The sequence below is a fragment of the Streptomyces sp. NPDC046335 genome, from assembly GCF_055587985.1.
In genome coordinates, this window is the sequence record NZ_JBVJFF010000004.1 from 278,797 (window position 1) to 300,851 (window position 22,055).

A 22,055-nucleotide genomic window follows, 5' to 3' on the forward strand; every position below is an offset into this window, starting at 1 on the left:
TTCCTGTTCTCGGTGAGGGTGGTGCGCGGCCGGGTGGCGGTCGGGTCAGTCGGCCAGGGTGACCCGCAGGGACGGCTGGAGGAGGTCCGCGTGGGCGCGGACCATGTCGTCGCAGAGCCGCCAGATCTGGTCCACGGTCAGGGTGGCCGCGGTGGCGGGGTCGGTCATGGCCGCGTGCCGGATGTGCCGCGGATCGTCGTCGACGGCGGCACGTACGACGAGGTCGTTCATGCTCAGATACGTGCGGTTGAGGGCGGCGAGCTGCGGCGGCAGGGCACCGGCGCGGGTGGGCTGGATGCCCGCCGCGTCGACCAGGCAGGGCACCTCGACCACGCCGTGGGCCGGGAGGTTGTCGATCAGGCCGCGGTTGGGGACGTTGCCGTAGACGGTGCGAGGGGTGCCGGTGACCATGCTGTGGATGATCTGGGGGGCGTACTCCATGGTGCCCTCGACGGTGAGCGGGGTTCCGGCGGCGAGCGCGTCGCGGGTGCGGTGGTACTCGGCCACGTTCTCGTCGACGATGCCGAGGTAGGCGCCGACCGGGAGGCGCAGCCGCTCTATCTCGCTGTCGTGGTGCAGGTACCAGGGCACGTACTCCGAGGAGTGCTCACTGGTCTCGGTGGGGTAGTAGCCGAGCCGCCGGTACATGTCGACGCGGACCCTGCGCCGCAACTGCTCGTCGTTCGCGATGAGTTCGTCGAGACGGGGGTAGAGGTCGGTGCCTTGGTGCTCGAAGCGCAGCACCCACGCCTGGTGGTTGACCCCGGCGGCCCGGTAGGTGATCTCCTCGTAGGGGACACCCACCAGCGTGGCCAGGTCCTGCATGGTCCAGTACACGGAGTGGCACAGGCCCACCACCTTGGTCAGACCGGTGGCCTCGGTGAGGTACTGGACGTTCATCGCCATGGGGTTGGTGTAGTTGAGCAGCCAGGCGTCGGGGCAGAGTTCGGCGATGTCCTCGCCGAGCCGCTTGAAGAAGGGGAAGGTGCGCAGGGCGCGGAAGATGCCGCCGATGCCGAGGGTGTCGCCGATGGTCTGGCGCAGCCCGTGGCGGGCGGGTACGTCGAAGTCGGTACGGGTGGACTCACCCATGCCGACCTGCACGATGTTGATGACGAAGTCGGCGCCGGCCAGGGACTCGCGGCGGTCGGCGTGGGCGGTGACGAGGGCGTCGGCGCCCCGTTCCCGCGCGATGCAGCGGGCCGCGGCTTCGGCGGTGGCGAGCCGTTCGGCGTCGATGTCGTGCAGGGCGATGTGCGCGTTCTTCAGCTCGGGAAAGGCGAAGAGGTCGGCGAGCAGCCCCTGGGTGAAGACGACGCTGCCTGCGCCGATGAAGACGATTTTGGGCTGGGTCATGACGTGGTTGCTCCGGTGGGAGAGGTGTGGGCGATGGCTTCGTCCCAGGTGGGCTGGGCCGCGGTGCCTCCGTGGGCCCGCGTGGACAGGGCTCCGCACACGGCGGCGAACCGCAGTGCCCGGTGCGGAGGTTGCTGCCGGAGAGTGGCGGCGATGAATCCGGCGTCGAAGCTGTCCCCGGCGCCGACCGTGTCCTTGGGCGCCACCGCGATGCTCTCCGCGGTCGTCAGCGTGCGGCCGTCGTGGCACAGGGCGCCGTCGGCGCCGTTCTTGACGGCCACCAGCGGTACGCGCGCGGCGAGGAGCGCGGCGGCCTTCGCGGGGGAGCCCTCACCGCCGGCGAGGTGCGCCGCCTCCCGGGCGTTGGGCAGCAGGATGTCGGTCTCGGCGAGGATCGCGGCCAGGGCGGCCCCGTCCCAGCGTCCGGACGGGTCGTCCTGGGTGTCCAGGGACGTCGTGGCGCCGTGGGCGCGGGCGGTGCGCAGCAGCTCCGGCAGGTCGTCGGCGAGCCTGGGCTGGAGGAAGTACGAGGCCGCGTGGACGTGCCTGCTTGCGGCGAGCAGTCCGGCGGGCACGTCATGGCCGCTGGTGGCCGTCAGGGTGCCGGGTGAGGTGAGGATGGCGCGGTCGTCGCCGCGGGTCAGGACGACGGTCAGCGGTGTCGCCCGGTCGGGGTCCAGGGTCAGGGCGTGGGTGTCGACGCCGCGGGCGGTGAGCGCGTCGCGGATGTAGCGGCCGGCGTCGTCGTCGCCGACGCGCCCCGCGAAGGCCACGCGCAGGCCGAGGCGCGCGGCGCCGCAGGCCATGATGGCGGCGGAGCCGCCGATGACGAGGGAGCCGGTGTCGGTGAGCTGTTCGCGCTGGCCGAAGGCGAGGGGTTCGGTGAGTGGGCCGAGGATGACATCGGGGTTGGCGTCCCCGATGACGAGCAGGTCGTACGCGGTGGGCATCGCGGTCCTTCGAACGGGTCGGGATGGCGGGCGGTCAGCCCTTGAGGCCGCTGGAGGTGACCGAGCGGATGAAGGCCTTCTGCGCGAAGAGGAACGCGACGAGTACCGGCAGGACGGTGAGGACGTTGCCCGCCATCACCGCCGACCACTTGGTGTGGTGCTGGCCCTGGAAGGTGGTCAGGCCCAGTTGCAGCGTGTACTGCGTGTCGTGGTTGATGGCGATCAGCGGCCAGGTCAGGTCGTTCCACGTGGTCAGGAAGGTCAGCACGGCCACGGTGGCGAGCGCGGGCCGCGCGAGCGGCAGGACGATCGAGAGGATGACCCGCAGCCGGGAGCAGCCGTCGATCCAGGCGGCCTCCTCCAGCTCCCTTGGCAGCGACAGGAAGAACTGCCGCAGCAGGAACACCGCGAACGGCGTGACGAGGGCGGGCACGATCAGCGCGCCGAGCGTGTCGATGAGCCCGAGCTTCTTCATGACAAGGAAGGTGGGGATCATCGTGAGCTGGAAGGGGATGGCCATGGTCGCCAGCATCAGGACGAGCAGCACCCGCGAACCGGCGAAGCGCATGCGGGCGAACGCGTAGCCGCCGAGCACGCCGAACACGAGGTTGGAGGCGACGGCGACCGCGGAGACGATCACCGAGTTCAGCAGCCAGCGCGGGAACATGGCGTTGCCGAGGACATAGCCGTACCCGCCCAGGTCGATCTTCGAGGGCCAGAGCGCCGGCGGGAAGCGGTTGATCTCGGCGTTGCTCATCAGCGAGCTGAGGACCAGCCACACCAGCGGCACCGCGAACAGCGCGGCCAGCGGCGCGAGCAGCAGATGCCAGGCGCTGAACGGCAGCCGCGGGCGGCGCCGGACGGCCGGCGCGGCCGCCGGACGGGAGTGGACCTTCATGGTCCCGGTCGTGGTCGCGGTCATGAGGCGGCTGCTTTCGTACGAGGGGTGCGCTCGCGGCGGACCATGCGCAGCACGACGGCCACGACCAGCAGCGCCAGGGCGAGGACGTAGGCGGCGGCGGCCCCGTATCCGGCGGTGAACTCCTTGAAGGCCTGCTCCCAGATGAAGTAGACGATCACGGTGGTCGAGCCGAGTGGCCCGCCCTTGGTGGTCACATAGACGAGGTCGAAGACCTGGAGGGACTGGATGGTCTGCCAGAGCAGCAGGAACACCGTCACCGGCGTGAGCGCGGGCAGTGTCACGTGCCGCAGGATCTGCGGCCGTCCCGCGCCGTCCAGGCGCGCGGCCTCCACCAGGGAGTGGTCGACGTCCTGGAGCGCGGCCAGGTAGATGACGGTGCACAGCCCCGTACCGCTCCACAGCGTGATGACGACCAGCACACCCAGCGCCTGCGAGGGGTCGGTGAGGAAGCCCTGCGGTGAGATGCCAAGGCGGTGCAGGAGGGAGTTGGCCGCGCCGAACTCCGGGTCGAGGATGAAGGAGAACAGCACACCCTGCGCGGTGGCGGAGATGACGAAGGGGATGAAGAACAGCGTGCGGTAGAGCCCGACGAAGCGGATGCGCCGGTTGAGCACGAGGGCCAGAGCGAGCCCGACGGCGATGCTCAGCGGCACGTACAGGACCGTGTAGAGCACGGTGTTCCGCACGGCCTGGTGGAAGTTCGGGTCCTGGCGCAGGGCGTGGTAGTTGTCGAGGCCCACCCAGCGGCTGGGCGTGACGAGGTCGTTGGCCTGGAAGGACAGCAGCAGCGACCAGATGACCGGCAGCACGCTCAGGCCGAGGATGACGAGCACGGCGGGTGAGACGAACGCCCAGGCCGTGGCGGTCTCCCGGCGGCGCCGACGGCGCAGGGCGCGCGGCTCGGGACGGTCCTGCGGCAGGGTCAGCGGGGTGGGAAGTCGGGGCATGTCAGGTCCTCAGCGCGGGATCAGCAGGGCGGCGTTGGACTCCTCGGCGCAGGAGCGCACCGCGTCGGCGGGGCTCTTGCGGCCGAGCAGCACGGCGACGATGGCCTGGCCCAGGGCGCGGGATATCCGGGGGTAGGCGGGGTGCACGGGACGTACGCGTGCCGACGTGACCGCCTCGGTGAACACGGACAGGCCGGGCGTACGGGTGGAGTGCCGCCGCCAGGCCGGGCGGTCCTCGCTGCGTCGGCTGAGCGGCAGGCTGCCCGCCTCCACGTCCCACCGGCTGTCCTGGGCGGGCTGGGTCAGCCAGGTGACGAAGGTGCGCGCGGCCTTCACGCGGGCCTCGCCGTTGTCGAACAGCGTCCAGGTGTCGGGCCCGGAGATGGTCATGGGGCGGCGGCTGAAGCTGGGCAGGGGGACGACGTGGTAGTCGACCTTCGCCTGCCTGATGTCCGGGAGCTGCCAGGGGGCGGTCGGCACCATGGCCATCCGGCCGGAGAGGAAGACCTGGTACATCTGCTCGCTGCCCGGCTTGGGGTCGATGTAGACGCTTCTGTCGCGCACCAGGTTCTGAACGACCTCCAGGGCGCGTACGCCCTGCTTCTCGAAGCCGATGCTCCGGCCGTCCTCGGCGACCACGTCACCGCCCAGGTCCCACACCAGCGGCCACAGCCGCCACACGGTGTCCTCGTCGCCGGTGCCGGGCCACCCGGTGCCGAACCGTCCCTCGGCCGGGTCGGTGAGGCGGCGCGCGGTGTCGGTGAACTCCCGCCAGGTCCAGCCCGCCTCGGGCAGTTCGACGCCGGCCTCGGCGAACAGCTTCTTGTTGCAGACCACCGCCAGGGCGTCGAGGAGGGCGGGCACCGCGCGGACCCGGCCGTTGACGGTGACGGCGTCGCGGGCCGGCGCGTGGTAGTTGCGCCATGGCGTCGGGCCGTGCCGTACGTGCTCGGTCAGGTCGACCACCTGCGGGCTGCGGGCCACGCTCGCGAGGTCGGAGCCGAAGACGTAGGCGATGTCGGGGTAGGCGCCGGAGGCGAGGGCGGCGGTGACCTTCTGGAGCATGGCGTCGGCCAGCACACCGCCGCCCATGTCCACGCGGATGTCCGGGTGGGCGCGCTCGAACTCGGCGGCCAGACTCTTGATGACCTTGGCCGCGGTGTCGTTCTGGCCGTGCCACATCTGGATCGTGACGCGCCCGTCGGCGCCGACCCCGTCGGCCGTGGCCGACGCGCAGCCGGACAGGGCGCCGCCGGCCGCCGCGAGCGCACCGGCACCACCGGCCCGCAGCACACCGCGCCGCGACGGCGGTCCTGGTGCTCGGGGAACTGCTGTCATCACTGCCTCCAGACGGACGCGCGGCCCTGCGGCGGCGCTCGGCGGGTGAACTCGTCGGGGGAGCGGGAGAGGAGAGGACGCTCCCGCGCGAAGGGCGCCGGGTTCCGGCGGTCCGGAACCCGGCGGTCGGCTCAGCAGGTCAGGCGGAGGTAGCCGTCGCTGCCCACGGGCGAGACGCCGACGTCACGTCGGACGATGCTCAGCCGGTCGCCCCATCCCGAGCAGGCCTTGTCCAGGCCCTTGGCGGAGTACTCGATGACCAGGACGCGGTCGCCGAACGCGTCCGTGTACATGTCGCACTCGTCCCACTCGCCGCACTCCTCGGCGACGGCGAAGTCGAGCCCGGTCTCCTCGCGGTCGGCGGCCAGGTCCGGCGTGTTCTTCTGCGCGATGGCCAGGCCCTTGTCGTGGGCGTGGGCGGACAGCAGGGAGATGAAGGCCTTGGCCTGGCTCGCCTTCAGGTGATCGGGGAAGCGGGTGTAGGTGTCGTAGTTGTCCGGCTCGACGGCCTGGAAGCCCTTGTCGGCACAGGAGTCGATCCACGTGTTGACCTTGGCGGCGATCCGCTTGCGCTTGCCGGCGGTGCGGATGTCGAGGACGGCCTCCTTCCAGTCGTCGTCGTAGACGACGTCACCGCTCGCGTCGCGGAGGAGCAGGTCCGCGTCCCACTCCCGCTCCGCGCCCGGCTGGGCCTGGAAGGCGTTGACGTAGCAGAGGTTGTACAGACCGCGGGCGGGGGTGGCGCCCCGGTCGCGGCTGACGGTCTTCACGCCCTTCGGTGGGGTGTACGCGCCGCCTATCTGGTAGTCGAAGCCGGCCCGCGGCGACGGCAGTTCGACGGCGGAGGGGCCGGCCGACGCCGGGGAGGGGGCGAGCAGGCAGGCCGCCGCGGTGGCCGAGAGGGCCACGGCAGCCGTCATGCATCTGCGCACAACACGATTGAGGCTCATCGGGGAGCTCCAGCGGTGGAGGGCACGTCCCCGCCTCGGAACCCCGGAAGGGGCCCTGGCGACTCAGTCCGGGCTCATGGCCGAGGCCAACTACCGGCTGGGCGTACCTCTGCGCCGAGTGCTCGACATCGGCGTTGCCAGGGAGTAAATCGAGCGCGTTCAGCCATGTCAAGGGTTCGGTTTTGACTGAACTGACGTCAATCCGCTCAGTGGTACGCGCATACGGTGCCCGAACGGTGAGCGAACGCGCTCGTCACGGCTATGCTCACCGCGTGCTCAAAAGCGACCGCCATGTGCGGATACTCGACCACGTCGCCGCGCAGGGCAGCGCCGACGTGACGCAGCTTTCGCGGCTGCTCGGCGTCTCACAGGCCACCGTGCGGCGCGATCTGCGGCACCTGAGCGAGCAGCGGCTGCTCGACCGCACGCACGGCGGCGCGCTCGCCGGCGGACTGAGCATCGAACTGCCGCTGCAACACCGCGCCGACCAGCGCTCCCCGCAGAAGCGGGCCATCGCCCGCGCCGCCGCGGCCCTGGTGCCCGACGGGGCGGTGGTCGGTCTCACCGGCGGCACCACCACCACGGAGGTGGCCCGGCTCCTCGCCGACCGGGGTCCCGTCACGATCGTCACCAACGCCGTCAACATCGCGGCGAGCCTGGTGCTCCGGCCCACCGTCACCCTCATCGTGATCGGCGGCACCGCCCGCAGCCAGAGCTACGAACTCGTCGGCCCCATCGCCGAGAAGACCCTCGCCGACCACCACACCGACATCGCCTTCCTCGGCGTTGACGGCATCAGCGCCGCCCACGGCTGCACGACGCACGATCAGTTGGAGGCCGCCACCGACCGCGCCTTCGCCCTCCACAGCAGCAGGACCGTCGTGGTCGCCGACCACTCGAAGATCGGCAGAACCACCTTCGCCAAGATCTGCCCGACGGCGGACGTGCACACCCTCATCACCGACCCCGACGCCCCCACGGCGGAGCTGTCGGCCATGGGGGACGTCGGCGTGCAGGTCGCCGTGGCCGGCTGAGGCTCAGCCGGGACGCCGCGGCAGCCGGACGACCTGGACGAAGAAGTCGTCGATCCGGCGCACCGCGGCGATGAACTGATCCAGGTCGACCGGCTTGGTGACGTACGCGTTCGCGTGCAGTTTGTAGCTGCGCAGGATGTCCTCCTCCGCCGCCGACGTGGTCAGCACCACCACCGGGATGTCGGTCAGGTCCGCGTCGGACTTGATCTGTTCGAGGACCTGGCGGCCGTCGTACTTGGGGAGGTTGAGGTCGAGCAGGATGAGGTCGGGACGCGGGGCCTCGGTGTGCCCGCCGCGCCGGTAGAGGAAGTCGAGCGCCTCCTCGCCGTCCCTGACCACGTGCAGCGTGTTGCCGATCTTGTTGTCCTCGAACGCCTCGCGGGTCATCAGCTCGTCGCCGGGGTCGTCCTCCACGAGGAGCACGTCGACCGGTGTGGCATCGGGGATGGTCATGTCAGGGCCTTCTCCTCGGTACGGGACGCGGTGTCGTCCGCGGTGTCGACGGGGCACGGCAGAGTGAAGCAGAAACGCGTGCCTCCGGTGTGCCCGGTGTCGATCCATATGCGGCCGCCGTGGTACTCGACGATCTTCTTGCAGAGCGCGAGGCCGATGCCGGTACCCCCGTAGGAGTCACGGCCGTGCAGCCGCTGGAAGATCACGAAGACCTTCTCGGTGAACTCCTCGGCGATGCCGATGCCGTTGTCGGTGACGCTCACGTTCCAGGTGCCGGAGTCCTCGTCCGCCTCGCAGGTGATCCGGATGTGCGGCCTGCGGTCGGCGTGGCGGAACTTGACGGCGTTGCCCACCAGGTTCTGCCAGAGCATCGTGAGCAGCATCGGGTCACCGACGATCTCGGGCAGCTTCTCCGGACGTTCGACGAGCGCGTCGGTGTCCCGTACGGCGGTGTCCAGGTTGGCCAGCGCCCTGGTGAGGGCCTGGTCGAGGTCCACGGGCACCCGGGCGTCGTTGTGACGGCCCACGCGGGAGAAGGTGAGCAGGTCGTTGATGAGGACCTGCATGCGCTTGGCGCCGTCGACGGCGAAGTCGATGTACTGCTTGCCCCTGTCGTCGAGTTTGTCGACATACCGCTTCTCCAGGAGCTGGCAGAAGGAGGCGACCTTGCGCAGGGGCTCCTGGAGGTCGTGGGACGCGACGTAGGCGAACTGCTCCAGCTCGGCGTTGGAGCGGCGCAGCTCCACCGCCTGGGCGTCCAGATCGGCGGTCTGACGGGCCAGCACGTCCTGCTGGCGGCGGGTGGCGCCCAGCTCGTCCACGATCCGCAGGCGCATGCCCTCGACGTCCTCGGCCACCGCCCTGAGGTCCTTCGGCCCGTCCAGCGTGATCACATGGTCGAACTCGCCGCCCGCCACCCGGCGCGAGGAGTCGCGCAACGACTCAAGAGGGCGGGCGACCAGCATCCGCACCAGGACCGCGAGGACCACACCCGCCAGCAGGAAGGCCGCCACCATGCCGCTGAGCACCACCGTACGGACCGTACGGGCATGGGCCAGCTCGTCCTCGCCGTCGGCGACGGCGTCGGCGAGGCCGGCGTTCTGCGTCGCCCACCCCTTGCGGATGCGGTCGAAGACCTCCTTGCCGCGCCCGGCGGTCGTCGCGTCGACGGTGCGCGGCTTGCCGGGCGTGATGTCGCGGACCAGCGGCTCGGCGTAGGCGCGCCGCCATGACGCGGCCTGCCGCCGCACCGCCGCGAGGTCCGCCGTCAGCCGGGGCTGGTCCCCGATGAGCTCGCCCAGCCGGGCCGCGGCGCGGGCCTCGTCCCGTTTGCCCTGCGTGTACGGGGCGAGGAACCGGCGGTCGGCGGCGATCGCGTAGCCGCGGACGCCGGTCTCCTGGTTCACCAGGGCGGCCTGCAAGCGGTACGCCTCGGTCCTGGCCGGCTGGAGCCGGCCGACGAGCCGGTCGCTCACGTCGGCGGTCTGCCCGAGGAGCCGGGTGCCGATGACGGTGCCCACCACCACGAGCAGCGCCATCAGCGCGAGGACCAGATGGAACCAGCCCCGCACGGTCAACCGGCGGCCGAGCCACCTCCGGCCCGTCGTCCTACTCACGGTGTGCTTCTCCGATGCTGCGCTTGTCACGGCTCACGTGCCCCGATCCCGCCGATGTGTCACGGGCCCCGGTCCACGCCCGCCTCAGCCGTCTTCCCCGTTTCCGCCCGTACCCCACTGAAGGTGCACCACGGCCACGTCGTCGGCCAGGCCGCCCTGCCCCTCCGCGAGGTCCTCGGCCCGCTGGATCAGCGTGTCCACGAACGACTCGGGAGCCAGGCCGGCCATCTCGCGCGCGAGGCCGAGCAGCCCCTCTTCGCCGAGGCGCGCCCGGCCCTTGCCGACGTGGCCCTCGAAGAGGCCGTCGGTGAAGAGCACCAGCGCTGCCCCCCGGGGCAGGGGCACCTCCTCGACCGGCCAGCGCGGCATCCCCGGCACGACGCCCAGGGCGGGGCCGCCCGCGGTCTCCACCCACTCGACCCCGCCGTCCGCGGTGCGGAGCAGCAGCCCGGGGTGGCCCGCGCGCATCAGCCGTACGCACCGGGCCCCCGGCGGGACGGTGAGGCTGGTCAGCGTGGCGAAGACATAGGGCTGGGCCCGCTCGGCCAGCATGATCTCCTGGAGCCGTCCGACCTGCTCCGGCCCTGTGACGCCGCTGAGCACCAGCGTGCGCCAGGCGATGCGCAGGGCCACGCCGAGAGCCGCTTCGTCGGGGCCGTGCCCCGAGACGTCGCCTATCAGCGCGTGCACGCTGCCGTCGGCGCTCTGCACGATGTCGTAGAAGTCACCGCCGAGCAGTGCCTGGGCGCGGCCGGGCCGGTAGCGGGCCACGACGCCCACTCCCTCGCTGCTCAGCAGCGGCCGGGGCAGCAGACCCCGTTCGAGCCGGGCGTTCTCCTGCGCCTGCATCCGGCTGGCCTGCAGCGCCACGGCCGCCTGCTGGGCCTGCTTGCGCTGGATCGCGTAACGCACGGCCCGGCCGAAGAGCTCCGGCTCCACGCGGCCCTTGACCAGGTAGTCCTGCGCTCCGGCCGTGACGGCGGCGAGGCCGGTGTCCTCCTCGGCGAGGCCGGTGAGGACGACGACCGCGACCTGGTCGGCATGGGACTTGACCATGGACACGGCTTCGAGCCCCTGGGCGTCCGGCAGGTGCAGGTCGAGCAGGACGCAGTCGGGCGTCTCGAAGGCCAGCGCCTCGCGGGCCTCCGCCATGGAGCGGACCCATTGCAGGCGCATCTTCAGGGCGCTGTCGGCGACCAGCTCTTCGACGAGGAGCGCGTCGCCCGCGTCGTCCTCGATGAGCAGCACCGACGGCTGCGACCACTGCCGGACCGCCGCGACGGTTTCACCCTCGGCGGTGTCGCCCTCGACAGTGCCACCCGCGACAGCGCCGCCCTCGACAGTGTCGCCCCCGGCGGTCGCAAGAACGCCGGAAGTCCATGGCTGTGAAGCCGCCGCCATGCTCTCGCCTTCCCCACCCAGTAGCCTGGCCGGCCATTCGGCCGATGCCTTCGGAACAGCGTGAGCTTACCCAAGGGGACAGTCCGATGGTCGCCGGATCTTCGCACGATGTGCACAGTGCGGGCCGGACAGGCATGGCAGCCGGGCACATGCCACAGGGGCATGCCCGCCGATGCCGAGGGGTTTGGAGCGGGAGGGCCAGGGTGGACCAGCGGCTGGTCGGTCAGGTGGCGGCGGCGGAACCCACCGCGTCGAGGAGCGTGACCTCCTCCTCCGTCAGCCGCAGGGCGCCCGCCGCCACGTTGTCGGCGAGGTGACCGGGGTCGCCCGTCCCCGGGATGGCCAGCACGTGAGCGCCCTGCCGCAGCAGCCACGCCACGCGGACCCGCGCGGGAGAGACGCCGTGCGCACGGGCCACGGCGCCGACCTCCTCGTGCTCGGCCCGCACGGCTCCGGCCTCACGTCCCTGGCCGGCGATGGAGTAGTACGGCACGAACGCGATGCCGCGGTCCGCGCACACCCGCGGCATGTCCTCCTTGTCGGGTGTGCCGATGCCGTGGCGGTTCTGGACGCACACCACGGGTGCGATGGCCTGGGCCTCGTCCAGATGCTCGGGACGGACGTTCGAGATGCCGAGGTGGCGTACGAGTCCCGCGTCGCGCAACTCGGCGAGGGCGCCGAAGTGTTCGCCGATGGAGTCCTGGCTCATGCGGCGCAGGTTGACCAGGTCGAGGTGGTCGCGGCCGAGCTGGCGCAGGTTCTCCTCCACCTGGCCGCGGAGCTGGTCAGGCCGCGCCGAGGTGGCCCACTCTCCGGAGGCGTCCCTGGCCGGGCCCACCTTGGTGGCGATGACGAGGTCGTCCGGGTAGGGCGCGAGCGCCGTGTTGATCAGCTCGTTGGCCGAACGCAGCCGGGAGAAGTAGAACGCCGCGGTGTCGATGTGGTTCACGCCGAGCTCGACCGCCCGCCGCAGTACGGCGATCGCCCGGCCCCGGTCGCTCGGCGCCCCCTGGTGGAAGGCGGCGCTGCCGGTCAGGCGCATGGCCCCGAAGCCGATCCGGTTGACCGTGAGGTCCCCGAGCAGCCAGGTGCCCGCGGCTGCCGCGGGGACCGCGAGTGACGTCATTCTTTCCCTCAGCTCCATCCGTTCGGACATACGTCTCCCGTGCTCGGTACGAGGAGACGGGGCCCTGGAGTATGCACAGGCGACGCCCGACGAGGGAAGGGGCCCGGCTGCCGGGCGTCGGGGCAGGCGTGGCGGGCCTCGCCGTCTCCGCCATCCATCGGCGCGTGGTGGTCCGGCACCGTATGGCGGGGCCTGCATGACACTCGGCTGGGGGCTTGCGTGACCGCGCGGTCGGGACTTGCAGGGCCGCCTGGCCAGGGGCTGCATGGCCGCGTGGCCCGGCGGTCGCGGCTGTGGTGGTGGGGGTGTCGGGGGTGACCCACCGCCACAGCCGGTCGCCGTGGTGGGCCTACTCGTGGGCGCTGATCACACCGCCCGCGCTGAGCACGATGTAGATGCCGTTGGCGACGGCGCCGTCGTCGTGCTCGTTCGCCTCCAGCGTGCCCATCACGGAGCCGTCGAGGCCCAGGATGTCCGCACGGTAGTGCAGGTCGCCGAGTTGGGTGACCTTGGCCTTCCAGCCGCCCGCCAGCTTGAACGTGCCCGGGCCGCTGTGCCCGCCGCCCATCCAGGACTGGACCTTGCCGTCCATCGTGAGCACGATGAACATGTCGTTGGCGTCCAGCCCGGCGTCGTCCCCGTTCGCGTCCAGCGTGGCCAGTACGTCACCCTGGTTGACGATCTTGGCACGGTAGTGCTGGGCGCCGATCTTGCGGATCTCGGCCGTGCTGCCGTCCACCAGGGTCTGCTTGCGGACGGAGGAGACCGCCTTGGAAGAGGCGACCCGGGCGTCGGCCGCGGAACCGCCACCGCTGATCTCGGAGGTGCTGCGCGCGTCGCTCTTGCCGGTGGCGAGGTGGGCGGTGGAGACGGAATCCTTCTTCCCCGTACCGGAGGCGGCGTCATCGCCTGCGCTCTGGCAGGCGGTCAGCGCGAGGGCCGCGGCGGCGGCGACGGCCACCAGACCGGCGGAACGGGCGGTACGGCGAGCGCGACGAGTGGTCATCATCGGAAATCCCCCAATGCGTCTTAGGTATGCGGTACCTCCGCCTGATTGCGTGGGCGGCCGACCGCGTCTTCTGTTCGTTGCACCCCGTCAGATGACCGATGAACGAGCCTCGTTCACTGTTTTCTGTCCGCCTTTGGTAACAGCGGGGGGTTGAGTGTGCCGGTGTGCCGGTGGGGCGCCGGTGAGCGGTCAGGACGTCATGTGCGGGCACCGCGCCCCGTCGGGCGGAAACGCGGTCTCTGTCTCGTCCGCCATGGCGGCGAAGAAACGCCGCCCGTCCGACGACTGCCGTGACGTGGACCAGGTGCAGCCCGTGGCCGTGGCCAGCGCCGCGTGCAGGGCGTGACGGCCGAGGCCCTGGCCCTGCCAGTGCGTGGCGACGGCGACACTGTCGATGTAGCCGGACCCGCACGGACGACAGACCCGGAAGACGAGGCTGCCGACGCACCTGCCACAGGGGTCGAGCATGGTGAGTGTCTGCCGGCCCGCGGGCAGCGCCTCCGCATCGTGTGCGAAACGGATGTCGGGAGGCCTGGCCGGCCGGCTCACTCGGCGCTTCCGTCCCGTACGCGGCCCTTGGCGAGGGCGGCCGCGTCCTGCTTGAAGGCCCACTTCAGCTCCGGCTCCATCGCGAAGCGGAAGGCGCGCTGGACCGGGGGAGTGCACAGCAGGGTGATCACCGTGCCGGCGGCCAGCGTGACGGCGATCTCGCCCAGCGGCCGGTGCAGCCAGTCAACCTCGTACCAGTCCCAGAAGCGGGAGCCCTTGGCGAGGAAGCCGTGCAGCAGGTAGCCGTAGAGCGTGCCGGCGCCGAGCGCCGTGAACCACAGCTTCCGCCCCGGCACCCAGGCGAAGAAGCAGGCGACGAGGAGCAGCGAGCAGCCGAACATCGCGAGCGTCATGACGCCGCCCGCCCAGCCGGGCGCGGCCAGCTCCTGAGCGCTGTCGCGGCGGTAGAACCACGCCGCGTTCATCCGTGGCGCCGCCCAGTACGCGAAAGCCAGCGCCGCCGCGAGGACCGGCAGGGCCAGGACGCGGGCCTCCCTGCGGCGCACCAGTTGGAAGTGCGCCGGCTTCAGGACCAGACCGAGGACGAAGAAGGGCAGGAACTGCAGCACGCGCTGAAGATCGAGATCGTCCCCGATGTCGGGGGACACGGACGCCAGGACCGCGATGGCCAGCGCCAGCGGGAGCGGCCACCGCACGACCTTCCACAGCGGGGTCGTCAGCCGCCAGATGAACAGCGCCGCGAGGAACCAGGTCAGATACCACGGATCGAGCAGACTGATCGGATACGTCGGGTCGTCACCGGCCCACCGTTTGAAGTACGTGTACGCGACCTCGAAGATCACGTAAGGCACGGCGACCCCGGTGACCAGGCGCTTGATGCGGTTGGGGCTCGCGTCGAAGCTGCGGGAGAAGTAGCCGGAGATGACGATGAACGCCGGCATGTGGAACGTGTAGACGGTGATGTAGAGCGCGGCTGCGGCTCTGCTGTCGCCGCGCAGCGGTTCCCACGCGTGGCCCATGGCCACCAGGACGATGGCCAGGTACTTGGCGTTGTCGAAGAACGCGTCGCGTCGCTTGGCGGGCCGCGCCGCGGCCTGGCCGCCCGCGCCGGTCTCGCCGCCCGGAGCCGCCCCGCTCGCGGAGTCCGTCGCGGGGGCGGCAACCGCTCGCGCGGGCGGCAGCGGCGCCGCGCGGCGGCCGGTCGACTGTGTCGCGTCACTCAAGATGCCTCCCGCAGTGATCCCGAACCGGAACCCGACCCGAACCTGCGAAAGCGCGTCTGGACCTGAATGCGTATACCGCGTCATCGCAGTGCATTCCGGCACCCTAGCCATACTTCTACATGCGCGTAAAACTTCACTGGTGGTGCGCCTGGGTCCGGCGGGACCCAGGCGCATACGAACGGGGCGGGCGCCCTGCGGTCGGGTGGTCCCGTTACACGGCGGCCGGTGCCGGACCCACCAGTTCCGACAGCACGTCCTCCATGGTCACGAAGCCGAGCACCGTGCCCGTCTCGCCGGCGACCGCGGCGAGGTGGCTGTCCATGGCCCGCAGCGCGGTGAGCGTGTCGTCCAGCGGGGTGTCGATGCGGACCCGGGTGACGGCATGCAGCGCCGAGGGCGGGAACGGCGCGTCGCGGTCGGCGACCCCGAGGGTGTCCTTGATGTGCAGGTAGCCGAGGAGAGTGCCCCGCGGCCCCGTCACGGGGAACCGCGAGAACCCCGCGGCGGCCGCCACCTGCTCCAGGCCCGCCGGGGTCACGGTGTGCTCGACGGTGTGCATCCGGGCCGCGGGGACCAGGATCTCGCCGACCGGCCGGGTCCCCAGCTCCAGGGCGTCGCGCAGCCGCTCCCCGTCGGCGGCCGAGAGCAGTCCCGCCTCGCTGGAGTCGAGCACCATACGGGCGAGCTGGTCGTCGGTGAAGACGGACTCGACCTCGTCCTTCGGCTCCACCCGCAACAGTTTCAGCAGGGCGTTGGCGAAGGCGTTGATCCCGAAGACGAGCGGCCGCAGGCCCCGGGTGAGGGCCACCAGGGGAGGGCCGAGCAGCAGCGCGGTCCGTACCGGTGCGGCGAGCGCGATGTTCTTCGGAATCATCTCGCCTATCAGCATGTGCAGATACGTGGCCACGGCCAGGGCGATGACGAACGCGATCGGATGGACGAGCCCGTGCGGCACGTGCACGGCCTCGAAGGCGGGTTCCATCAGATGGGCGATGGCGGGCTCCGCGACCGCGCCGAGCACCAGCGAGGAGACGGTGATGCCGAGCTGGGCGGTGGCCATCATCGCGGAGATGTGCTCGATGCCCCAGAGCGTGGTGCGGGCACGGCGGTCGCCCTCGGCGGCACGCGGCTCGACCTGGCTCCGGCGCACGGAGATCAGCGCGAACTCCGCCCCCACGAAGAAGGCGTTGGTCAGCAGGGTCAGCGCCCCGATGACGAGCTGCACGGTGGTCATCGGGACCCCTCCATCGACGGTTCGGCCAACGGGTCGGCGGACACGGCCGGTTCGGCCGACGGGTCGGCGGGCGCGGCCGGTTCGGTGATGCGCACCCGGCTCGCGCGGTGGTGTTCGACCGCGAGGACGTCGAGGCGCCAGCCGTCGTCGAGGCTGACGGTGTCACCCCGCACGGGGATGCGGGCCAGTCTGGTGGCGAGCAGTCCGGCGACCGTTTCGTACGGCCCGGCGGGCGCCCGCAGGCCTATGCCGCCCAGTTGGTCGATGCGGACGCCGCCGTCCGCGTCCCAGGTGGCGCGCCCCTGCCGGGGCACGGCGGCAAGCGGCAGTTCGGGCGCGGTCACCGGGTCGTGCTCGTCGCGGACCTCGCCCACGACCTCCTCGACGATGTCCTCCACGGTGGCGACACCGGCCGTGCCGCCGTACTCATCGATGATCACCGCCATGGTCCGGGTGGCGCGCAACCGTTCCAGGAGGCGGTCGGCGGTGAGGCTGTCGGGGACGAGGAGGGGATCAGTGGCCAGGTCGGTGATCGGCGTGCCGGCCCGCTTCTCGGGGTCGAGGGCGAGCACGTCGCGGATGTGGACGGTGCCGATGACCTCGTCCAGGCTGTCGCGGTAGACGGGGAAGCGGGACAGGCCCGTCGCGTGCGTGAGGTTGGCCGCGTCGGCGGCCGTGGCGTGCATCTCCAGGGCGCGCACGTCGACCCGCGGCGTCATCACATTCTCCGCCGTCAGCTCGCCCAGATGCAGCGTGCGGACGAACAGTTCGGCGGAGTCGGCCTCCAGGGCGCCCTGGGCGGCGGACCGCCGGGCCAGCGCGACCAGCTCCTCGGGGCCGCGCGCGGAGGCCAGTTCCTCGGCGGGCTCCAGGCCGAAGCGGCGCACAACGCGGTTCGCCGTGCCGTTCAGATGCCGGATGAAGGGCGCGAAGGCGGCGGTGAAGCCCCGCTGAGGGCCGGCCACCACCTTCGCCACGGCCAGCGGGCGCGAGATCGCCCAGTTCTTCGGGACCAGCTCACCGACGACCATCAGGACCACGGTCGACATCACCACGCCGAGGACGCTCGCCACCGAGGAGGCGGCACCGCCGAGCCCACCGTCCTCCAGCGGCCCGCGCAACAGCGCGGCCAGGGACGGCTCGGCGAGCATGCCGATGACCAGCGAGGTGACGGTGATGCCGAGCTGCGCACCGGACAACTGGAACGTGAGGCGCCGCACGGCGCGCAACGCGCCCCCGGCGCCCCGCTCGCCGGCTTCGGCGGCACGCTCGAGCGCACCGCGCTCCACCGTGGTCAGGGAGAACTCGGCGGCCACGAACAGGGCGCAGGCCAGGGTGAGGAGCAGGGCAAGGAGCAGCAGCAGAAGCTCGGTCATCGCTTCGCTCCCGTTCCTTCGCGCGCGGGGCGTCGGCGGGGTTCGGCACAACTGGTACTGGGAGGCTCACCCATTGCGGGTCGTCTTCCTTCTCGGTCGGTTCGGATCGGTTCGGATCGGCTCTTGGACGGGTCGGTTCGGTTCTCGGTCGGTTCCGGGTCGGTCCCCCGGCCCGGACTGTTTTCGGACTTTCGCGTCACGGCTCAGGCGCTTGCGACCTGGAGCCGTGACGCAGGCTCTATGCTTCTACGCGCTTGTAGAGGGCTACTCGCACGAAGAACGTGAGGGCGCCCGTCGGTGTTCCCGGGTTCCTTCTCGTTTTTCGAAGCCCGGTGACACGCGGCGCCCACACGCCAAGAAAAAGAACACGTTCATGCATACGCGCATGAACACGCACATAAGGGGTGGACGCCACCATGGTGTTCAAACGACTGCTCGGCTCGCTCGGCGTGGGCGGGCCCACCGTCGACACCGTTCTCGACCCGGGCGCCGCCCTGCCCGGCGGCACACTGTCCGGGCAGGTCCATCTCAAGGGCGGCAGCACCGACCACACCATCGAGCACATCTCGCTCGAACTGGTCGCCCGGGTGGAGGCCGAGCACGAGGACGGAGAGAGCGAGGGCGTCGCCGTCTTCGACCGGTTCACCGTCGGCGGCGGTTTCCGCCTGGCCGAGGGCGAGGAGCGCAGCGTGCCCTTCGCCGTGACGCTGCCGTGGGAGACGCCGATCACCGAGCTGTACGGCCAGGGCCTCGGCATCGTGCTCGGCGTGCGCACCGAGCTGTCGGTGGCGAGCGCCAAGGACAAGGGTGACCTCGACCCGCTGACGGTGCGCCCGCTGCCGGCCCAGGAGGCGATCCTGGAGGCCTTCGGGCAGGCGGGCTTCGGGTTCAAGTCGGCCGACCTGGAGTACGGGCGCATCGGCGGTACCGGTCAGCAACTCCCGTTCTACCAGGAGATCGAGCTCACCCCGGCCCCGCGGTACGCGCACGCCGTCAACGAGATCGAGGTGACCTTCCTCGCCCACCCGGGCGGCCTGGAGGTCGTCCTGGAGGCGGACAAGCGCGGTGGCTTCCTGTCCGACGGGCACGATGCGGTGACCCGCTTCACCGTCGCCCACGACGATGTCGCGCACCAGGACTGGAACGCCCTGGTCGACGGCTGGGTCGGGCAACTGGTCGAGCACCGCGCCTCGTACGGTGCGCAGGCCCCGTACGCGCACACTGATCCGTACGGCTCCGGGTACGGGGAGCATCAGCACGGGCACGAGGGCCGGCAGCGCTCGGGGCCCGGTATGGGCACCGTGGTGGCGGCGGGTGCCGCTGGGCTCGCCGTCGGTGTGGTCGGCGGCATGGTCGCGGCCGAAGTCGTCGACGAGGTGGGTGACTTCTTCGAGGGCGACGAGGAGGAGGGCGAGGACGAGAGCTGAGCGACCTGCCGGCGGGCGTGAGGCGAGCGCCTTGGCCTGCCGGCCCGCCACTCGCCGGCGTTCGCTCCGCCGCCCAGGTGTGTCTGTAGAAGTGGCGGATCGGGTGGCCGATTCGGCGTAGGCGCTCACGAGTTCGCGCCCGCCGCAGCTCTACAGTGCTGTAGATTCATTGAGGGTTCGCGGGTTCGCGGGTTCGCGGAGGCGGCGGGCCCACGCCTGCCCGTAGCCGCAGCATTCCGCCACGTCCGCGCCGGCCACGGCCCGGGCCGAGAAGCAGACAGGACCGCAGTGTTCGGACTGAGCGAGATCGCGATCATCCTCATCGTCGTCGTCTTCGTCATCGGCGCCAAGAAGCTTCCCGAACTGGCCAGGTCGGCAGGCAAGTCGGCCCGCATTCTCAAGGCGGAAGCCAAGGCGATGCAGAAGGAGAAGGAGCGGGAACAGGAGCAGGAGGAGGCCAGGAAGGCGGCGACGCGGAGCCCCGAGGTCCTCCACGGGGAGGTCATACCGCCGAGCACCGTCCCGCCCACCGCGAGGCAGACGCGTACGCCGGCCCCCGAAGAGCAGCCGTAGCGACGGGACTGAAGCCCCCGGCATCCCACGCCGTCCGCGGCGGCGGGACTGGCGCCCTGGACGTCCCACGCCGTCCGCGGCGGCGGGACTGGCGCCCTGGACATCCCACCCCGCCGCAGCGACAGGACTCACGCCCCGGACACCTCACGCCGCCGCAGCGGCGAATCTGACGCCCCAGGCACCTCACGCCCACCCCGCCCGAGCAACGGCCCAACACCCCAGGCACGCCACGCCGCCCCACCCCAGCAACGGCCCAACACCCCTGGCACCCATCCCCCCCCCGCAACGGCCGAACACCCCGACACCCCACCCGACACCCCACCCGTCACACCGGCATCAGCCCCGGCGTTTTGGCCACGGTCTCGTCAGAGGCGTCGGAGGGCGGGCCCCGTGTGCCAAGGGTGGGTGTATGGCCCCGTGAAGCGCGGCCCGGGAATGACCGTCGTGCGGCCCCGTCTCAAACACGTGTGTTCGAAAACGCGACTCGCGTCGTTGTCTCCACGACGACAGTGAGCCCGCAACCACCGTGTAGGAGGCAGGCAATTGACCTCAGCCAATGCCACGAGCGCAAGCAACACCGGCACGCCCGCACCACCGCCCCCGGCGCAGATCAGTTTCAGCGGTCAGTACGCCGTCAACCCGCTGGGCGGCACCTCGTTCCGTGACCTCTGCTCGCGCCTGCCGGCCGTACTCGCCGGCATCGCCCGCATGGCGTGGAAGGCCGACCGCGCATCCGTCATCCTGCTCGTGACCTGCCAGATCGTCACGGGCGTCGTCGCGGCCGTGCTTCTCACGGGGACCGCACACGCCATGCAGGCCGTACTCGGCACCGGCACCGTGCCGCACCGCCTGCGCGAGGCGTTCCCCGCGCTCATGGTGGTCGCGTGCGCGGCCTCGCTCGGGCGCGTGAGTTCCGCGCTCGCCCAGTACGGGGAGCGGCGCCTGACACCACCGGTCACCACGGACGCCGACACCGCCCTGGTCAGCGGAGTCCTCCGCGTCGAGGCCGACGCCTACGCCGGCGAGGGCTTCGCCGACCGGCAGGAGGCCGCGGAGATGGGCGTCGTCCGTACGCACGTCATGATCACCGACGCGCAACGGTTCATGTCGGCCCTGATCAAGATGGTCACCGCGTGCGGTGTGCTGTCCGTCCTGCACTGGCTGATGCTGCCGCTGCTGGCCCTGGCCGTCCTGCCCTCCGGCATCGGAGCCGTGCTGATGGCCAGGGTCGACTACGAGATCCACTATGCCAACGTGTCCGACCGCAACGTCCGGCAGATGACGCGCTGGTGGGCCACGACACCCAAGTACACCGACGAAGTGCGCGCCAACAGCATGACCGACTACCTGCTGTACTGGTACCGGTGCCTGTCCGAGCGGATCGACCGGCGCACCCTCGACGCGGCACCCCGCACCCTGCGCATCAACCTCGGCACCTCCATGATCGGCGGCGTCTTCCTGATCGGCACCTGGGCGGGCCTCGCCTGGCTGGCCACGACCGGGCGCATCCCCCTGGCCGTGGCCGCCACCGCCGTGGTCGCCGTACAGACGGCTCTGGCCGCGCTCTCCCAGGTCGTCATGAACGGCGCCGCCTGCTTCCACACCAGCCTGTACCTGGCCGACATGCGTACCTTCCTCGCCGATGCCGACGCACGCGCCTCCCACCGGGGCGGCGCGGTCATCTCACCCCCCATCGAGGAGATCCGCCTCGACGAAGTCACCTTCCGCTACCCCGGAAAGGACCGTCCGGCCGTGGACGGCGTCTCGCTGACGCTGCGCCGCGGGGAGATCCTCGCCGTCGTCGGCGAGAACGGCTCGGGCAAGTCCACGCTCACCCGGCTGCTCACCGGCATCTACCTGGCCGACAAGGGCCGCGTGACATGGAACGGCTCCGACCTCGCGCGGTTGGACCCGGCCTCCGTGTGGTCGTGCACGGGACTCGTGCCGCAGATCTTCGCCCAGTGGCCGCTGCGCGCCCGCGAGAACGTCACGCTCGGCCAGCCGAGGACCCACGACGACGCACCGGTGTGGGACGCGGTGGGCGCGGTCGGCATGGGGCCGGCGATCGAGGAACTGCCGGACGGCCTCGACACGTTGCTGGCCCGCGAGATCTGGGGCGGAGCGGAGCTGTCCGGCGGTCAGTGGCAGCGCCTCGCCTGCTCACGGGCGCTCTACCGGCGGCCGGAACTGCTGATCCTGGACGAACCCACCTCCCAGATGGACCCTCGCGGCGAACACCGGATCTTCGAGGAGATCAAACGCATCGCCGCGGACCGGATCACCATCATCGTCACCCACCAGCTCGACAACACCCGGATCGCCGACCGCGTCATCGTGATGGAGGAGGGCCGCATCACCGAACAGGGGCGCTACGAGGAGCTGGCCGCCGGGGGCGGACTCTTCGCGGAACTGCTGGAGCTCGCCAGAACGAGGTGACACCACGGGACCACCCTCCGGGTACGCCTCGCGCACGTCGGCAGCTCAGGTCCCGGTGCCGTGCAGCGTTTCCGCTCCTCGGCACCGGGACCGGGCCCCCCGTTCCTGCCGGACCCATCCTGACCCGGGAGGCCGCCGAAGGGCATTGCCGGATTCCGGCAGTCTTGACGCGTT

Annotated in this window: 19 protein-coding genes; 4 read left to right on the forward strand and 15 right to left on the reverse strand. The window is 71.2% G+C overall.

What is annotated here, in order from left to right; translation table 11 throughout:
- Positions 1-45: 45 nt before the first annotated feature.
- The 6 genes from melA to ACZ6JY_RS10840 form a co-directional block, all read right to left on the reverse strand.
- Positions 46-1,356 (reverse strand): alpha-galactosidase, encoded by a 1,311-nt coding sequence (gene melA / locus ACZ6JY_RS10815; protein ID WP_469194424.1) that lies wholly within the window; start codon positions 1,354-1,356, stop codon positions 46-48.
- Positions 1,353-2,306, reverse strand: coding sequence for a carbohydrate kinase family protein (locus ACZ6JY_RS10820; RefSeq protein WP_469194426.1), 954 nt, complete (start codon positions 2,304-2,306; stop codon positions 1,353-1,355). The genes melA and ACZ6JY_RS10820 overlap by 4 nt, the downstream gene beginning before the upstream one ends.
- Positions 2,307-2,340: 34 nt before the next feature.
- Complete coding sequence (locus ACZ6JY_RS10825) at positions 2,341-3,204, reverse strand: carbohydrate ABC transporter permease (RefSeq protein WP_469195024.1); 864 nt, start codon at positions 3,202-3,204, stop codon at positions 2,341-2,343.
- Between the two features lie 20 nt (positions 3,205-3,224).
- Positions 3,225-4,175, reverse strand: coding sequence for a carbohydrate ABC transporter permease (locus ACZ6JY_RS10830; protein WP_469194428.1), 951 nt, complete (start codon positions 4,173-4,175; stop codon positions 3,225-3,227).
- Between the two features lie 9 nt (positions 4,176-4,184).
- Positions 4,185-5,513, reverse strand: a complete 1,329-nt coding sequence (locus ACZ6JY_RS10835) for an ABC transporter substrate-binding protein (protein ID WP_469194430.1) — start codon at positions 5,511-5,513, stop codon at positions 4,185-4,187.
- 131 nt (positions 5,514-5,644) lie between these two features.
- Positions 5,645-6,433, reverse strand: a complete 789-nt coding sequence (locus ACZ6JY_RS10840) for an endo alpha-1,4 polygalactosaminidase (RefSeq protein ID WP_469194432.1) — start codon at positions 6,431-6,433, stop codon at positions 5,645-5,647.
- A 302-nt stretch (positions 6,434-6,735) separates the two neighbouring features.
- Between ACZ6JY_RS10840 and ACZ6JY_RS10845 the strand changes: the two genes are divergently transcribed.
- Positions 6,736-7,497: a DeoR/GlpR family DNA-binding transcription regulator gene (locus ACZ6JY_RS10845; RefSeq protein WP_469194434.1), complete on the forward strand. Its 762-nt coding sequence runs from the start codon at positions 6,736-6,738 to the stop codon at positions 7,495-7,497.
- Between the two features lie 3 nt (positions 7,498-7,500).
- Here ACZ6JY_RS10845 and ACZ6JY_RS10850 read toward each other — a convergent pair whose 3' ends face one another.
- The 9 genes from ACZ6JY_RS10850 to ACZ6JY_RS10890 all read right to left on the reverse strand — a co-directional run bounded on the left by ACZ6JY_RS10850 (position 7,501) and on the right by ACZ6JY_RS10890 (position 17,445).
- Positions 7,501-7,950, reverse strand: coding sequence for a response regulator (locus ACZ6JY_RS10850; RefSeq protein ID WP_469194436.1), 450 nt, complete (start codon positions 7,948-7,950; stop codon positions 7,501-7,503).
- A complete protein-coding gene (locus ACZ6JY_RS10855; RefSeq protein WP_469195026.1) occupies positions 7,947-9,488 on the reverse strand; it encodes a sensor histidine kinase in 1,542 nt (513 codons plus the stop codon). Before ACZ6JY_RS10855 ends, ACZ6JY_RS10850 begins: the two co-directional genes overlap by 4 nt.
- Before the next feature lie 162 nt (positions 9,489-9,650).
- The gene (locus tag ACZ6JY_RS10860) at positions 9,651-10,967 is read right to left on the reverse strand and encodes a PP2C family protein-serine/threonine phosphatase (RefSeq protein WP_469194438.1); all 1,317 of its coding nucleotides are present in this window, start codon (positions 10,965-10,967) and stop codon (positions 9,651-9,653) included.
- 223 nt (positions 10,968-11,190) lie between these two features.
- The gene (locus ACZ6JY_RS10865) at positions 11,191-12,093 is read right to left on the reverse strand and encodes an aldo/keto reductase (RefSeq protein ID WP_469194440.1); all 903 of its coding nucleotides are present in this window, start codon (positions 12,091-12,093) and stop codon (positions 11,191-11,193) included.
- Between the two features lie 349 nt (positions 12,094-12,442).
- Positions 12,443-13,099, reverse strand: a complete 657-nt coding sequence (locus ACZ6JY_RS10870) for a hypothetical protein (protein WP_469194442.1) — start codon at positions 13,097-13,099, stop codon at positions 12,443-12,445.
- A 192-nt stretch (positions 13,100-13,291) separates the two neighbouring features.
- Positions 13,292-13,714, reverse strand: a complete 423-nt coding sequence (locus tag ACZ6JY_RS10875; protein ID WP_469194444.1) for a GNAT family N-acetyltransferase — start codon at positions 13,712-13,714, stop codon at positions 13,292-13,294.
- Positions 13,648-14,835: an acyltransferase family protein gene (locus ACZ6JY_RS10880; protein WP_469194446.1), complete on the reverse strand. Its 1,188-nt coding sequence runs from the start codon at positions 14,833-14,835 to the stop codon at positions 13,648-13,650. Before ACZ6JY_RS10880 ends, ACZ6JY_RS10875 begins: the two co-directional genes overlap by 67 nt.
- A 211-nt stretch (positions 14,836-15,046) precedes the next feature.
- Positions 15,047-16,069, reverse strand: a complete 1,023-nt coding sequence (locus tag ACZ6JY_RS10885; protein ID WP_469194448.1) for a hemolysin family protein — start codon at positions 16,067-16,069, stop codon at positions 15,047-15,049.
- On the reverse strand, positions 16,066-17,445 hold the full coding sequence (locus ACZ6JY_RS10890; protein ID WP_469194450.1) for a hemolysin family protein: 1,380 nt from the start codon (positions 17,443-17,445) through the stop codon (positions 16,066-16,068). Before ACZ6JY_RS10890 ends, ACZ6JY_RS10885 begins: the two co-directional genes overlap by 4 nt.
- A 416-nt stretch (positions 17,446-17,861) precedes the next feature.
- On the opposite strand from ACZ6JY_RS10890, the gene ACZ6JY_RS10895 reads away from it, so the two are divergent.
- The 3 genes from ACZ6JY_RS10895 to ACZ6JY_RS10905 all read left to right on the forward strand — a co-directional run bounded on the left by ACZ6JY_RS10895 (position 17,862) and on the right by ACZ6JY_RS10905 (position 21,881).
- Positions 17,862-18,872 carry a sporulation protein gene (locus ACZ6JY_RS10895; RefSeq protein ID WP_469194452.1) on the forward strand — a complete coding sequence of 337 codons (1,011 nt, stop codon included), beginning with the start codon at positions 17,862-17,864 and terminating at the stop codon, positions 18,870-18,872.
- A 288-nt stretch (positions 18,873-19,160) separates the two neighbouring features.
- Entirely contained in the window at positions 19,161-19,445 is a 285-nt protein-coding gene (locus tag ACZ6JY_RS10900) for a twin-arginine translocase TatA/TatE family subunit (protein WP_469194454.1), read from the forward strand.
- A gap of 543 nt (positions 19,446-19,988) precedes the next feature.
- A complete protein-coding gene (locus ACZ6JY_RS10905) occupies positions 19,989-21,881 on the forward strand; it encodes an ABC transporter ATP-binding protein (protein ID WP_469194456.1) in 1,893 nt (630 codons plus the stop codon).
- Positions 21,882-22,055: the final 174 nt, after the last annotated feature.